A 16039-nucleotide genomic window follows, 5' to 3' on the forward strand; every position below is an offset into this window, starting at 1 on the left:
TAGCCTAAATTGCCCTATGTTTGAAGCCCTTGCCGATCGACTCGAATCCACCTGGAAAAAACTGCGCGGACAAAATAAAATCTCCGAGTCCAACATCCAAGACGCGCTCAAAGAAGTCCGCCGCGCCCTCCTGGAAGCCGATGTCAACCTCCAAGTCGTCAAAAACTTCATCGGAGAGGTAGCGGCAAAAGCACAAGGCGCAGAAGTCGTTTCAGGCGTCCGTCCCGACCAACAATTCATCAAAATCGTTCACGACGAACTCGTGCGTGTCATGGGGGAAACCAACGTACCCCTCGCCACCGCCGAATCCGGGCCCACAGTGATCCTGATGGCAGGTTTGCAAGGAACCGGGAAAACCACCGCCACCGCCAAACTAGCGCTGCACCTCCGCAAACAGAATCGTACCGCACTGCTAGTCGCAACCGACATTTATCGACCAGCCGCGATCGACCAATTGCTAACCCTCGGCAAACAAATCGACGTACCCGTATTTGAATTAGGCAAAGACATTGACCCCGTAGAAATTGCCCGCCAAGGCATCGAACACGGCAAACAAATCGGCATCGATACCATCATCGTCGATACCGCAGGCCGCCTGCAAATCGACCAAGACATGATGGCAGAATTGGGCCGCATCAAACAAACAGTACAACCCCACGAAACGCTGTTAGTTGTTGATGCCATGACCGGCCAAGAAGCAGCAAATTTAACCCGCACTTTTCACGAACAAATCGGCATTACCGGCGCAATCTTAACCAAATTAGACGGCGACAGCCGCGGGGGTGCAGCCTTATCCGTGCGGCAAATATCCGGCGCGCCGATTAAATTTGTTGGCGTCGGCGAAAAAGTGGAAGCTTTGCAACCATTTTATCCCGATCGCATGGCATCGAGAATACTCGGCATGGGCGATGTCTTGACGCTAGTAGAAAAAGCGCAAGAAGAATTCGACATCGCCGATGCCGAGAAAATGCAAGAGAAAATGCTCACGGCAAAGTTTGACTTTACCGACTTTCTCAAACAAACCAGACTGTTAAAAAATATGGGTTCCCTCGGCGGCATCATGAAAATGATTCCGGGGATGAACAAACTTTCAGACGAACAAATGCGGCAGGGAGAAGTGCAGCTAAAACGCACCGAAGCCATGATTAATTCCATGACAGTTGAAGAACGCCGCAATCCCGAACTTTTAGCAAGTTCTCCATCCCGTCGCCGCCGCATCGGCAAAGGCGCAGGCTACGCTGAAAACGACGTAACTAAGCTGGTGAGCGATTTCCAGAAAATGCGTACAATGATGCAGCAAATGAGTCAAGGCAACTTTGCCGGCATGGGAGGATTGCCGGGAATGCCCGGAATGCCCGGAATGGGTGGCCCCGGAATGCAGCCCGGTTCCCGCGGCTATATGGGGGCCCAGCAGAAGAAGAAAAAGAAAAAAGATAAGCCTAAAAAAGGTTTCGGACAGTTGTAGAAAGCATCAAACTTATTGCACGATTGTCAAAAATTTGTAGGGGCGGGTCCACCAAAAATAATTGCCTAAAACCGATAATCTCGTAAACCCGCCCCACCCCCCGCGATAGTTCTTATTTAACTCTTTTCTTGTTACCGAGTTCAATCTAAAAAAGCCTGTAATTAAAGATGGTACAAACAATTACTCAATTAGAAATCATATCTATAGAATTGCCAAACGCGATCGGACTTCTTGTCAGTCGCGAGCAATTCGAGGCCCTAGCATTGGCAAATCCCGGCTTGAGATTAGAGAGAAATGTATAAGGAGAGTAGGCTTTTGCGCCTTTCCTACAAGAGATTCATAAAATTTATTGCGGCTAAACTAGATGGCCGGCTAGCTTACTACCTCTACTTTTATGCCTAATAGTTCGGTTGCCTTTTCGCTGTCTACAGGCCTAGAAAATAAATATCCTTGCCCCAACTCACACCCCAACTCTCGCAGTTTCTGTAGCTGGGTTGGCGTTTCTATGCCTTCTGCCACAATATCCATACCTCGGCTGCGAGCCAGCGTCACAATTGTCTGGATAATTTCTACGCCACTGTTGTCTGAGCCAATGCGGCTCACAAAAGACCGGTCAATCTTTAAGGTATCAATGGGAAACTCATGTAAGCGACTTAAAGAAGAGTAGCCCGTGCCAAAGTCATCGATACACAACAGAATGCCTAGAGCTTTTAGCTGCTTCAACATCTTTTCTTCCCTGGATACTGTTTCCAAAATGCAACTTTCAGTAATCTCTAGTTTTAGACTGTAGCTGGGAAAGCCAGTCTGCTGCAAAATCTCCTCAATTCGATTGAGTAGGTTTGCTTGCTTGAGCTGCACGGGGGAAAGATTGACATTAATCGCCAAGGGAGGTGTTTGGGGAAACTGTTGCTGCCAAATACTAATCTGCTGACAAGCTTCCTGCAAAACAAACCACCCCAATTCATTGATCAAACCAGTTTCTTCAGCCACAGGGATAAACTCAGCAGGCGGGTAGATGATGCCAGATGGGTGATGCCATCGCACCAAAGCTTCAAAGCCACTCAGTTGCCCCGTAGAAAGGGAGACAATTGGCTGGTAGTGAACGCAAAATTCTTGTAGCGCCATTGCCCTTCTCAAGTCGTTCTCCAACTGCAAGCGCGTCATCGCCACAGTTTGCATAGCTGGATCGAAAATTTCGTAACGCCCTCTACCTTGAGCTTTAGCATAATACATAGCGATATCCGCATCTCTGAGTACGTCTTCTGGGCGATCGTAACCCATTGTGCTAACGATAATTCCAATGCTGATCTCGGTAAATACTTCATAATCATTCAAATTAAACGGCTGCCTTAATTGATTTTGGATGCGTTCAGCCACCCTGTTTGGTTCATCAATATCTTTAATATCTTCCAGCAAGATCACAAATTCATCTCCTCCAAACCGCGCAACTGCATCTGTGTGGCGTAAACAAACTTGCAGTTGACGAGCAACGCTTTTTAGTAATTCATCCCCAACCAAATGTCCGAGGCTATCATTCACTACTTTAAAGCGATCTAGGTCAATAAATAGCACCCCATATAGATAATCTTCATGTCTGTACGACAAGTCGATCGCCTGTTGCAGCCGATTCATAAACCAAGCGCGGTTAGGCAAACCAGTTAGCGCGTCGTGAAAAGCATCATGTCCTAATTTTTCTTCTCTTTCCAACAACTGAACTTGAGCCTGTTGAAGCTCGTTGCAGGCTTCTCTAAGTTCAGCCGTTTGAGAAGCCACCCGTTCCTCTAACTCAGAAGTGAGTTTCTGCAAGGCCGCTTCCGCCTCTTTTCGCGCTTCAATTTCCTGTTTGAGAAGCACATTTTGCTCTTCCAGGGTCTTAGTCAAATTTCGCAGTCTCAGGTGTAGTTGCACGCGGGCTAGGACTTCTTCTTGCTGAAAGGGTTTGGTAATATAATCTACTGCCCCCATTGACAGACCTTTAACCTTATCGACGCGATCCGTAAGAGCTGTCATAAAAATCACAGGGATATCTTTCGTTGCTACCGATGCTTTTAAGCGGTAGCAAGTTTCAAAGCCATCCATCCCCGGCATCATCACATCTAACAATATGATATTTGGCGAAACTTCTTGTAACTTCTCAATAGCACTTTCCCCATCCTTAGCTACTAAAACCTTGAAGCCTGACTCCTTCAAAAAATCGAACAGAAGTTTGAGGTTATTCGGGTTATCGTCAACAATTAAAATTACATTGTCTTTTTGGTTAACCATTTTATTAGCCCAAATGTTTTTTTACAAAAGCTAGTAGTTCTTTTTCTTCAAAATTTTTGGCAAATTGCAAGATTTTATTAGCAAAGGGTAGATAGTTGCCGTCTATCTGCTTGAGTCTATTGGCTTCCTGCTCAACCACTTCAATATCGCCGATCCGAGCCGCATTAAACAGCGCTACCAGCTCTGCTGATGGCGGTATCACAAGCTCATCACTCTGAACGTTTAATAAATCCGTGAAACCTTCCTGGCGTGCGATCGCCAAATCCGCAGGGTGGTCGTAGATCCATTCTATTTGTAAGTAATTTTTTAAGACTTCTAGCAATTCTTCTACTTGGATAGGCTTTGCTAGGAACTCGTTACAACCTGCTTCGTGGCTATTTTTCCGATCGAATTCAAACACGCTGGCGCTGGATGCTATCAATATTACATCCTTAAACTCTGATGACTTTCGGAAGCGCCGCGACATTTCAAATCCATCCATTACTGGCATCACTAAGTCTGTAATAATCAGATCTGGTTGAAAATCAATGGCTTTATTTAAACCCTCTTGTCCATTACAAGCTTCCATGATTTTAAAACCTAGTGGTTCTAAAAAAGTTCTAATAAAACCTCGATTTTCTAATCGATCGTCTACTAACAAAATTTTATTTTTAGTTCCTTTAAAACCCCTTAAATTAATTGAAGTAGTTAGCGAAGTTTGCTCAATAAATTCAGAGGATTGAGTCAACTCTAAATCAAAGGAAAAACTGCTGCCTTGACCCAGTATACTTTCGACTTTTATTTCGCCTCCCATCATTTGAACAATTTTCTGTGCGATCGCTAATCCTAACCCAGTGCCTTCTGCCTTCTGCTGGCTATTTCCGACTTGTTCAAACGGTAAAAATATTTTTTCTAACTGTTCGGGTGCCATTCCAACCCCCGTATCTTGGATATGGAAACGAATTTTAGTAAGTTGTGATTGGTCGGAGTCTTCCCCCGTACCTATTACGCCTACCTTAAAAATAACACCTCCTTTTTCTGTAAATTTAATAGCATTGCCCAAAAGGTTAATCAAAACTTGGCGCAGTCGTTTTTCATCAGCACTTACAGCGTTAGGAAGTTGATTTAAAGCTTGATAACTAAATGTAATGTCTTTTTGTTCAGCTCGGATGCGGCACATTTCCACAACCCCGATCAAAAAAGAAGAAAAATTAAAACTTGAGCTGTAAAGTTCCATTTTACTGGCTTCAATTTTAGAAAGGTCTAAAATATCGTTAATCAGCGTAAGTAAGTGCGAACCACACTGGTGAATAATGTGGATAGCATCTTTTTGTTTAGGAGTGGTAGTTTTATCGCGTTCCATAATTTGAGAGTATCCTAGAATTCCGTTCAGGGGTGTGCGGAGTTCATGGCTCATGTTGGCGAGGAATTGGCTCTTGGCGTGGTTAGCACTATCAGCGGCAATTTTTGCCTCTTTTAGCTCAATTGTTCGTTCTTCTACTCGATTTTCTAGCTCGGAGTTGGTCTTTTCTAAAGCAGCAAAAGACTCGCGCAATTGCTGTGCCATTTGGTTAAAAGATTGAGCCAGACTTCCCAGTTCATCTATGCCATTTACCTCTACTTTTTGGTCTAATTGACCGCTAGCGATCGCTCTACTCGCTCTACTCAAAAGAAAAATAGGATGGGTGATCCAGCGGGAGGCGAGGATTCCTAACAACGTCGCTAGCACTAACCCTAAAAGGCAGAGTAAGATAGTGCTGCGGGTATTGGCATTGATTTCCTCCATAAAGTCGGCTTCTGGAACGACTACAACAATCAGCCAATCAAGACCTCTACCATCTTGGAATGGGGATACTTGCACGAATTCCCGCTGACCATCTAGCATGAAGTCTAGTTGCTGGTTGCTGTCTATTTCGGTAAAGTTACCAAAGCGTTCTATTAAATGTTGCGCTGTTCCCTGTATCAAAGGCACGCTGCTTTCAATCGCTTTTAATCTTTGCGTTTCTTGGCGATTTTGGCTGCTGATAAAGGGCTTCTCGGCGGTGGAAGAAGCCACTAGCAATCCCGATCGTTCGATGATGAAAGTCTTTCCCGATTTACCAATTTTTAAAGTTTGCAGAAAGTCGCCGATTTTTGAGAGAAACAGATCGGTACTTACAACTCCTCGAAAAATGCCATTTTGGTCGTAAACAGGTTGGCTAGCGGAGATTCCTAGGCTGGGTTGAATATAATATTGATAAATTTTATTCCATTGGGGTTTACCTGCCACTTTTGCAGCTTTATACCAGGGTCGAATGCGGGGATCGTACTCTGGGTGGGTTTCCTTAAACTGAGTCGGGTTCCCCTCTTTATCTGCCCTGATGATCGTATTAATGAAATTAGTAGATCGATCAGTTATTTCAACAACAACACTGCCATCATCCTTATATCCAGCACCCGCATATTCTTTTCTTTCCCCTCCAAAACTGATGTAACTAACTGTGGGAAATTGCTTGAGCTGCCAGTAGAAGTAGCTTCTCATAGAACTCATATTGTCTGGATTCCACAACCCAAAGCGGCCAATGGCGTCAACGCTGATGGCATTGACCAAATGGGGCGTTTCCAAATAAGTGTTTAGTTGTTGATTGATGCGGGCGAGTACCTCCGTTCGTAATTGGCTAGTAACGTTGTTGACGGCAGTTTTGCCGTTGCGTAGCGAGAGCCAACCTGTCAGTCCCACAGCGGCAAAGATTTGCAGGACGAATGGTACGACTAACACAAGGCGCAGTGGGATTTTTTGAGGGCTTTTTGCAAGTTCATTCTCACTTGCGATCAGTGTCATGGCGGAGTCATTTTAGTATTTGGATTATTTCAATAACAACAGTCGCTCACCCTTGGTCATTTAAAGTCAGCTCTAGGGAAATTATTGATTCCGTCTCTCTTGAACGCCAATTGGTTTAATGATATCTTATGGTTGAATAACCGGGCTGAAGTGCGCTGCTAATACTGATACAGTTTGCCAATTGATGAAAAAAAACAGCTCCCCCATTTGAGACGGCATCTCCATAAATGTCAAATGTGCTATATTTTGCTTGGGGTTGTAGTGTGAGCCTACCTGCCGATTTCAGGGATATTGAGTACACCTTCATTGACTTCTAGGTCTTGACCTCAATACTAATTGATCTAAGCATACAATTATAGTCAGGACTTACGAACTATAGGGTCTGAAACCATGCTTCCCCGTGCTGCCCTAAAAAAGGGGGAACTTGAAAGCCCTCTTGGAAAAAGGGTTTGGGGGTTCTATCCGTAAGTCTTAAGCTTACGCCAGCTAAATTGCGCTTTTTTTTTCAAGGGGCTCTCTGACCCGTGGCACAAGGATTCTCAAATAGAGGAAATGGGAACCTAGATGCACAATAACTTAATAGTCTATCGTGCATACTGCCTAAACCAACCCTAAACTCAACACTTTGACGGGGTAACAAGCAGGTTAAAAGCAAAGCTGCGTCAAGGTTTTGAGTTGATTGACCAAGCAAAAAGATCTTTGCGGGCGTGATATCATTTCCGGTTACACTCATACATGATGTTGACGGTTGACTGTTGACGGTTGACTGTCAACAGTCAACCGTCAACAGTCAACAGTGAACTCGAATTTACTATTCCGATGCTAACGGATTTGATATGAGTTAATAAAAGAGAGTGGCGAGATCCCTTGAATCAGGTTCAAGGCGAGCTTGGAGGATCTTATGAGTCAATCAGCCTGTCCATAATCCCCTATCTTTTTTGATACTCAGGGGCTTTAATGCTTTTACCATCAAGGTTTCACAGGCGTTGTCACCCCGCCAAGTATTTTTACTTACTACTGTCTCGGACGATCGACTTCGCTCCGCTCTTGCAGTGTATGCTGCCTGTTGGGATGTGTTGTCGTAAGGAACTTTAGTTCTTAGTAACTAAAAGGTTTAAGAAAAGGCAGAAATCATTATTACAAAATTAATTGCACAATCAATTTCTATTGAATAGCTTGCCTGAATTCCCGCATTGCCTGAAGGTGATTTTCAATATGATACACCGGGTCAATAATACAATATCTAAGTCGGGCAGAACTTGAGAGCGATCGACCTCTGCATATCCATCAGCCGCCAAGGAATACATACGAAGTGTGCCATTTTCCCAAAACCAAACTTCAGGAATTTCCAGGCGTTTGTAAGCTTCCAACTTGTTAATACCGCCGCTAGTCACCACCACTACCACTTCCACCGCCAAATCGGGAAGTTCTCGGTTAGATCCCAATTCGTAAGACAAATCCGCTTCTCGCTTCACCCTTCCAGTTTCACTTTCGAGCGTCACCGAGCCAGTTGGCGTAAAATCAATCCCTGCGTATTCCAAATACATATATACCAGCGTTCAAATCCGCTATTTGGCAGTTTGGTGTTTTCTTCCAGGCATACGTCTAATCTCCAATACCCCATCTAAAAACGCCAGCCTCACCCCCGGACGCGAGAGCAACTGTTCAACAGCCTTAAACTCTCTCCAACTCAGCTCGTCAATTAAGATAGGTTCATCGAGCCCTTCTAACTTTTATAAAGTTGTCGTCATCCCAACCCCTCTTTACTCAATCCAATCTTAATTATATCTGCGTTCCTCTGCGTTAATCTGCCAACATCTGCGGTTGCAATCCCATCTACTGTCCCAAAGTTCCCTTGTACTCGTCCGGTACAAATTCCGTAACCACTTGGCCGCCGCCACCGTCGCCTTTGACAATCACAGTTTGATTTTTCAACTCTCCCGCCGCCCTCGGCCCAGTTAAATTAAACACCGGATTTAGTTGCTTGTAAACGACATTTCCTTCGGCGTCGAAAGTCTGATTAGTTAAATACCACGTTACGCGATCGGTATTTAATTGAGCTTGACGTTTTTCCCCAATTCCTACCACATTCCCAGTCAAATAAAAAATTTTTTTCTCTAAATCTCCCCGCCCCGTATCCCCAGTCATCGTCACCTTTTCCACGCGGTGAAAAACCTTCACAGGCCCAGGCGATACCACAGATTGCGCCGGAAAATTCCAACTCATCAAACTGCTTTCTATTTGCAGCGGCGGGTCTGATGGCATCAATTGAGCGTTTTTTGTCAGCGTCGCAATCTTGGTTTTTAAGTCTACATCTACTTGGTCGGCAAAACCGCTGTCTGTTACTATTTTATCTTTGTATCTGTCAATTTGAGTCGGTTGGTCGCTGTTTACCTTTTGTTGCTCCACAAACCACACTAAGTGCTCGGTTCGCAATTGCAAAACCGGATCTTTAACCTTCGCCACTACAGATCCGAATAACTCCATCCTCTTAGCCCTACTGAAAACCCGCGCTTCCTTCGCTGAAGCAGTTACCTGTTTGTTCTCTCCAGTCAAATTGTTGCGGACAACTAGAACATCTTCTTTCGGCCGCCACTCCAACTCATTTCCGCGCAAAACCACTCCATTTTTTAGGTCTGTAGCGACTATGTTACCTTTGAGAAAAACCTGATTGCCTTCCTGAAATACCTGCCCGGTTTCTCCCTGAATGTCGTAAATTTCTTTGCCGTCCTGAAACAATTTGCCCACAGGTTTCTGAACGTTAACTATCTTTTTGTCTTTGCTGTAAACAGCATTTTGCGAGTTTACTTTCCAGAACGTCTCGCCCTTTTCGTTTGCTTGTTCTAGAGTTACTTTGTTTAAAGTTAAAGTGCTGTTTGACTGTTGAGCAGTTTGGAGATCCTCAGCTAATTTGTTTTTTTGAGTCTCTTGCGGAACGGCACAAGCATTAATCCCCAAAATCAGTGCTGCTAAAAATAGCAGCCTCAATTTTGGGGATTTGAGATGGGGATTTGGGGATGTGAGATTAATCATTTGGAATTGGGAATTGGTAATCGGTAATTGGTAATCGTTAATTGGTAATTGATAATTTGGTAGTGAAAAACACTTAATCAAAAATTAAAAATGTCTTATGCTTTGTCTAAATTTTTAACTTCTAATTCTCCCGAATTCAACCCATTAACCCTTACAAATTACCCCTTACCAAATCCCTATCTGTCGTCGTGTTCCTCCATCAAGCTCAGACCCGATAAAGGGCGGTAAGCATAATTAGGGCGCGATGTTTTTTGGATGTCGTCCTTAATCATTTCCAAATCGATATAGCGATCGGCTACATTAATCAAACTGTCACTCGTCATCGATCGCAAACTCACCACCTCAACCCGCACGCCGCGATAGCTGACAGCATCCACAGCATAAGCCAAATCGCCGTCACCGCTGACCAAAACCGCCGTGTCGTAAGACCCCACTAAAGCCATCATATCGACAGCGATTTCTACATCCAAATTCGCCTTCTTAGAACCATCTGGCAACTGTACCAAATCCTTAGAAATCACCCGGTAGCCGTTGCGACGCATCCACAGCAAAAACCCCTGCTGTTTCTCGTTAGTGCGATCGACACCCGTGTAGAAGAAAGAGCGCAGCAGCCGTGAACCCGCAGTTAAACGGCACAGCAGCTTAGTGTAATCAATCTCAATTCCTAACTGCAAAGCCGCGTAAAAAAGGTTAGAACCGTCAATAAAAATTGCCACTCTACCGCGATTTTCTAGAACCTGTTCCGGCGTAAAAAGGTCGTTGCTTTCTATTCTATTCAACATGATTGTTATGCCTCAATTTTTATGAAAGATTGGTAAGGAAATAACTGCTAATTCGTAGTCTCTCATCACACCCAGAGCGCTGGCTGCCAACTATGAAGGTACTGTTTACTGCAGTTCGAGCCGCTTAAAAACAGGTTGGGGTTCCCCCAGAGTTTGGTTTGCCGGCAAAGCGCCCCAGGCAGCATGAGCTGCAAAATTCGCTAAACTGTTAACTGTAACTCGATCGTTAAAGTCAATTGAAAAACCTAGCTGCTGATAGATAGCGTTGCTGATATTGGGAATAATCGGCGATAAAAGGTAAGATGCTAGTCTAACAGATTCCAGAACAGAATATAGCACTTGTTCGACACTTTCGATCTGTCCCTGCTTGTACAAACTCCAAGGTGCTTGCACGTCAATAAACTTGTTACCGGCTCGAACTAATGCAAGCACGGCTTCGCAAGCCTTGCTAAAAGCCAACTCTTCGTAAAAACTCGCTACTTGCTCGCCCAAATCCAGGCTCATAGCCTTGAGAAGGTTGTCGCCGTCAATGTTTTCTGCCAACACATTCGGTACGGAGCCACCGCAATATTTGCGAGCCATGTTTAGGGTACGATTAAGCAGATTTCCCAAATCATTTGCTAGCTCAGCATTCAATATATTGATAAACCGAGTTTCGTTAAAATCGCCGTCCTCTCCGAACTCAATTTCTTTGAGAAAATAGTAACGCACTGCATCAGCGCCGTATTTGTTGACCAATTCGACAGGGTTTAAAGTATTACCCTCCGTTTTCCCCATTTTTTTGCCGTCTTTGGTCAAAAACCCGTGTGCGAAGACGCGACCCGGCACCAGTAGATTTGCTGACATCAGCATTGCCGGCCAGTAAACAGCGTGGAAGCGAAGAATATCTTTGCCGATCAAGTGCAAGTCAACCGGCCACCATTTAGATAAAGCATTCTCCAAAATCGGGTCGCTGTCCGGATCTAGCAAGGCGGTGACGTATCCCAGCAAAGCGTCAAACCAGACGTAGATGCTGTGACTGGGGTCAACTGGCATTGGCAGACCCCATTCGAGATTCACTCTAGAAATCGAAAAGTCTTGCAGTCCAGAGTTGACGAAACTGAGCACTTCGTTGCGTCGGCTTTCCGGCGCGATGAAGTCGGGACGTTCTGCGTACAAGGCCAGCAGTTGGTCTTGATACCGGGACAGACGGAAAAAGTAATTTTCCTCGTCGCGCCACTCAACTTCCTTGCTGGTGTGGACGGAGCACCGATTTCCCGGCAACAATTCCCGTTCATCCTTGAATTCTTCACAGGAGACGCAGTACCACCCTTGTTGCTGGTTCAAGTAGATGTCGCCGGAGTTCCAGACGCGCTGGAAAAATTCTTTGACAATGTACTCGTGACGCCGCGAAGTTGTGCGGATGAAGCGATCGTACTGGATGTCGAGTTGCTCCCACAGCGCTTCAAACGCAGGAACTACTGAATCGCAGTGAGCTTGGGGCGATCGTCCCAAACTCTCGGCTGTCCGCTGAATTTTCTGCCCGTGTTCGTCCGTCCCCGTCACCAGCAAAACAGATTTGCCCCGCAGCCGCTCAAATCGGGCTAGGGCATCCGCAGCCATAGTCGTATAAGCGCTGCCAACGTGAGGTAAATCGTTTACATAATACAGAGGCGTTGTGATCGCAAAGGTATTCTTAGTTTTATCGGTCGATTTCATTGAATGCTAAAAGAAAATTCCCTAAATTTCGTTTCGATCTTAACTCAGCGGTTAAATTTTTTTTGGAGTGGCAATCAAGCCAAATTCACTGCAAGTTATTTGCAATTGTCTAACCCGGGCTATTCCCAAAAGAAATATTGCTTTCATCTCCACACTAATCTTTTTTAGTTGTTTTTGACGAACTCTCTAAAATGTCTTAATATTTTGACATTCTGCTGCCTTGGGAAGCGACGATCGCGGGGTTCGCACCTCCTCAATTTATTTGTCGCAGCCGCTATCCCTAGAGCGGGCGATCGCCCACCACGCTTGCAACAAAACTAATCAGTTCGGCAGCTAAACCTGCCATTTGACTAACACTCCGCGACCACCTTCTGTCAATGCGCGATCGCTCGCCATCGCAATCTTTTTCTCCCAATCGCCGGAAAGTCGCTTCCCCCTAACTCCTGCCACTTTTCGAGCGGCTCATGGACGCAGAAACAGGGTTGTTTACGAAACTCTCTTGTCAAGCGAGAAGCTTTAGTTTCTTGCCCCCAAAAAGAGTATCAAACCCGCATTCCGCACCCTCAACTGTTACTATCGGTTTTTACTTATTTTGAGCCAGCAATAAAACTATAAATCATACTATAATACCGTAGATTAACGGATAAAGAACTTTTTGAATGCATAATTTGTTACTTTGAAGATATAGTTTTCTGCGTAATTATGCTGTATGACACTCCAAGGTGTGGAATGTGGGATAAAAGCCTAGGTTTTTTGTCATAAAACCCGGTTTTTAAAGGTGGCGAGTACATCCACAGACAATAAAACCCCAAGCCAGTTAAGCTTGGGGCTATCACATTAGGGTGCATCTAACAAGGGATGATCCGATCGCCCTCGATCGCCATCAGGAAAACTAACTCGATTTCCGCCAATAGCTTCAGACAAATAATCGGCCGCAGCTTCCACCACCGCGATCGCATTTTCGTAAACCATCCGCGTCGGCCCCAAAACCCCAACACTACCCACCGGTACTGATCCCCGGCGGTAAGTCGAAGAAATCAGAGTACAGCCACGAATTGGTTCCAAGGAATTTTCCGAACCAATACGCACAGTTACCCGCTTGCCGGGGGTGTCTAACTCAGGCGATTCAAAAATCAAAGGCCAAAGCAGTTCCTGCTCTTGTTCGAGCAATTGCACCAGGGTTTGAACTTGCTGCAACTGCGAAAACTCAGGCAAGCGCAGCGCTTCTGCCAAACCGCCGATCAGAATCCGCGTGTAGGTTGGATGGCTTTGGCGGCTGCTCAAAGCAGTCAGCATGGTTCCCATCCACTCAGCGTACAGCTCAAATTCCCGGTCTAACTCGCTCCAGTCTACAGCCGAGAGTTCCGAGAGCGATCGTCCCCGCAACTTGGTGTTCAAAAAATTTGACAAAATCTGCAATTCGCGATCGACGATTTCGACATCAGGCGTGTTACCTTCTGCGTCCCTCGGCAACTGCACCAAAACCGACTGAGTTTCGTAGGCATCCGTCACCACGATCAGCATCACCTTTCCCGGCTCTAGCTGCACCAGTTGCAAGTGGCGCAAGCAAGCCATATTGGTTTGCGGTATGGTGATCATTGCTATGTAACCGCTGATAGTTGCCAGGATTTGAGCAGCGCCACGGAGTGCCGTGTCCATGCGACCATCCGACCAATTGAGTTTGTCTAGTACCTGTTCCACCTTGCGGGCCAGCGTATCAGACGGCTGAATCAACTGGTCTACGTAAATTCGGTAGCCGGAGTCAGAGGGGACTCGTCCTGCCGAAGTGTGGGGCTGATAAAGCAGTCCAGCTTTTTCAAGAGTCCCCATCGCATTGCGAATGGTAGCTGGGCTGACGCTGAGGTTGAATTCGTCAGCCAAAGCTTTTGAGCCAACGGGTTCCGCTGTAGCTATGTAGTGGCGAACCGTTGCCCAAAGGATGTGTTGTTGCCGATCGGTGAGGTTAACGCGCACAGATATTTAAGCAGAATTAGAATTTAGAGTTGAAAGCCACTATTTAATTGAAACGTCTGTCCGAAGAGGGCGAGCGGGCAGACTTATCTATTTAACATAACAGATTTTAGATTAAGGAAGAAGTCAGTTGTTATTGGTTATTGGTTATTGGTTATTGGTTATTGGTTATTTGTTATTGGTTATTTGTAAGTTTTAATGCCCCATGCCCATGCCCCATGCCCCATGCCCCATGCCCCATGCCCCATGCCCCATGCCCTCTAATCATGTTCTTTCAGAATATTTTGCAGATAACTAGCCACTGCATCCGGCTGTTCCACCATTGCCAAATGGCCACAATCGGGAAGCTGAAGGACATTCTCGCCACAACCTTGGAACATCCAGTGAAAGCTAGCCAAATGCAGCACGTATTTTGGTTCCATAATTTTGTCTTTAGTACCGGCAATAAAATAAACAGGTTGTTTGAGTTGGGAGACAATTTGTGGCAATAGGTGAATCTCCGCTTCTGTGGTGGAATCCAACAAAGCCCCCAAAGCTGCCTCTGGATGAGCTCCCACGAAATCTATTAAGCGCTGCCGTCCCCAGGATCTGCCGATCGAGCGGGCTACAGAATCGCGGGCAAACACGTAATCTGCTAAGGGCAAGCGAGGCAGCCAGCCGGGACGCATTGTCACTAGCTGCTTGCCGACCGCTCGAAATCGCTCGAATTCTTCCTTAAGATAGATGCCGCCCCCTGCATTGATGCAGACCACGCCTTTAACGCGATCGGACAATTTGCTGGCTCCCCATAGAGCGATCGTACCGCCCAGAGAGTGTCCCACCAGCCAAGCAGAAGATATATCGAGTTTTTCCAGTAAAAGTTCCAAATCGCGAGCGTAAGCTGCGGGAGTGTAACAGGAATTTAGCGGTTCGGAACAGGGGCGATCGTCGCCGGAGTCCGATTGAGAATCGCCAAACCCCCGTAAATCATAGGTAAGACACTGATAGTTTGATGCCAAGCGATCGGTCAAAGGTTGCCAGTAGCGACGGCTTAACAGCCAGCCGTGGACAAATACCAGAACCGGGGAAGTTGCAGTCGGAGCCGTCAAATCGTAAGCGTGCCGAACCCCTAGGATGTCGATGGTTGCCATAATTTTATCCTATCCCGAAATCAACACAGAGGTATCAGTAGTTCGATCGGGCGATCGGCTTGGTTTAACTTTCTCCACACTAAGGTTTTGACCAAAAACCAGGTTTCACGCCTAGTCAGTGGTATCCCTAAAATCGCTCGCCTAGCAATCTTTGTCGCACCCCCTCAGCGATTTTCTGTCCCAGATACTCAGGAATTAAACTTTCATTGGGTCCCAACAAGTAGAGAATCAGGCGAGTTCGCCCCCGCCAAACCAACAAATTAGCATTTACGACCAACAAATCCTCTTGCCAGATGGCATACATAACTTTGTAAAAAAGTCCAGGTTGATTATCTGCTTCAATCAGCAAAGCTGGCAAGTGGAAAACCGGATCGACGTAGAATTCAGTTGCCACATCCTCCAAACCCGCGTCTAAATTAAATTCCACCGCCAACATCTCTTCAACCTCAAAATGCCCCGCCAATGCCTCTCGAACGGCTCTACAGACATTTTCTGCTGTTTTATCTGCCAGTACCTTGCCACCGCGAGATACTACCAATTTGATAAATACCAGCATGGGCGGGTAAATTTGACCGTACAGACTCAGACTGTGAATTGTCAGTCCGTAGGCCGCGAGCACTCCAAAAATATCGCTCAGTAGAAAAGACTGGTTCCGGTAAGCAAAATGCAGCGCACTTTTATTACCTTCGGCTCGGATTTCGATGACTGCTTGCCGAGTTTTGTAAAGTTGGTAAGCTAATTTGAGGTTTTGCAGTTGGATTTCGCTGCTGACAAATTGCTCATAAAACTGCGGAAACGCTCGGTTAAAGCGCTTGAGAAGTTCTAGTGTAGATGGTTTTAAACCCGAAGCCATAATTGAGGAGAAGGTGCGGGAAATATAATAGGTATGGACTGC

12 protein-coding genes are annotated in these 16039 nt (G+C 45.8%); 2 read left to right on the top strand and 10 right to left on the bottom strand.

Translation table 11 applies throughout. The features are described 5' to 3' along the window. Window positions 1-16 precede the first annotated feature (16 nt). Together ffh and QUA34_RS22145 are read left to right on the top strand one after the other, a co-directional pair. A complete protein-coding gene (gene ffh / locus QUA34_RS22140; RefSeq protein ID WP_333324408.1) occupies window positions 17-1465 on the top strand; it encodes a signal recognition particle protein in 1449 nt (482 codons plus the stop codon). A 167-nt stretch (window positions 1466-1632) separates the two neighbouring features. Further along, window positions 1633-1767, top strand: a complete 135-nt coding sequence (locus tag QUA34_RS22145) for a hypothetical protein (protein WP_333389242.1) — start codon at window positions 1633-1635, stop codon at window positions 1765-1767. Between the two features lie 70 nt (window positions 1768-1837). Here the strand turns inward: QUA34_RS22145 and QUA34_RS22150 are convergent, their stop codons facing one another. From QUA34_RS22150 to QUA34_RS22195, 10 genes are all read right to left on the bottom strand, one after another. Continuing rightward, window positions 1838-3730: an EAL domain-containing protein gene (locus QUA34_RS22150; protein WP_333389243.1), complete on the bottom strand. Its 1893-nt coding sequence runs from the start codon at window positions 3728-3730 to the stop codon at window positions 1838-1840. Between the two features lie 4 nt (window positions 3731-3734). Continuing rightward, window positions 3735-6530: an ATP-binding protein gene (locus QUA34_RS22155; RefSeq protein WP_333389244.1), complete on the bottom strand. Its 2796-nt coding sequence runs from the start codon at window positions 6528-6530 to the stop codon at window positions 3735-3737. Between the two features lie 1157 nt (window positions 6531-7687). Further along, entirely contained in the window at window positions 7688-8077 is a 390-nt protein-coding gene (locus QUA34_RS22160; protein WP_333389245.1) for a hypothetical protein, read from the bottom strand. Window positions 8078-8366: 289 nt separating this feature from the next. Continuing rightward, window positions 8367-9563 carry an LPS export ABC transporter periplasmic protein LptC gene (gene lptC / locus QUA34_RS22165; protein ID WP_333389246.1) on the bottom strand — a complete coding sequence of 399 codons (1197 nt, stop codon included), beginning with the start codon at window positions 9561-9563 and terminating at the stop codon, window positions 8367-8369. Between the two features lie 176 nt (window positions 9564-9739). Then, on the bottom strand, window positions 9740-10345 hold the full coding sequence (locus QUA34_RS22170) for a LabA-like NYN domain-containing protein (RefSeq protein WP_006631885.1): 606 nt from the start codon (window positions 10343-10345) through the stop codon (window positions 9740-9742). A 105-nt stretch (window positions 10346-10450) separates the two neighbouring features. Continuing rightward, window positions 10451-12043, bottom strand: a complete 1593-nt coding sequence (gene metG / locus QUA34_RS22175; RefSeq protein ID WP_333389247.1) for a methionine--tRNA ligase — start codon at window positions 12041-12043, stop codon at window positions 10451-10453. A 280-nt stretch (window positions 12044-12323) separates the two neighbouring features. Then, entirely contained in the window at window positions 12324-12458 is a 135-nt protein-coding gene (locus tag QUA34_RS22180) for a hypothetical protein (protein WP_333389248.1), read from the bottom strand. A gap of 422 nt (window positions 12459-12880) precedes the next feature. Then, entirely contained in the window at window positions 12881-14023 is a 1143-nt protein-coding gene (hrcA, locus tag QUA34_RS22185; protein ID WP_445242836.1) for a heat-inducible transcriptional repressor HrcA, read from the bottom strand. A gap of 251 nt (window positions 14024-14274) precedes the next feature. After that, on the bottom strand, window positions 14275-15144 hold the full coding sequence (locus QUA34_RS22190; protein ID WP_333324428.1) for an alpha/beta hydrolase: 870 nt from the start codon (window positions 15142-15144) through the stop codon (window positions 14275-14277). Between the two features lie 127 nt (window positions 15145-15271). Continuing rightward, window positions 15272-15997, bottom strand: a complete 726-nt coding sequence (locus tag QUA34_RS22195; RefSeq protein WP_006631881.1) for a hypothetical protein — start codon at window positions 15995-15997, stop codon at window positions 15272-15274. Window positions 15998-16039 lie beyond the last annotated feature (42 nt).

This window comes from Microcoleus sp. POL10_C6 (genome assembly GCF_036701585.1).
In the GTDB taxonomy this organism is placed as follows: domain Bacteria; phylum Cyanobacteriota; class Cyanobacteriia; order Cyanobacteriales; family Microcoleaceae; genus Microcoleus.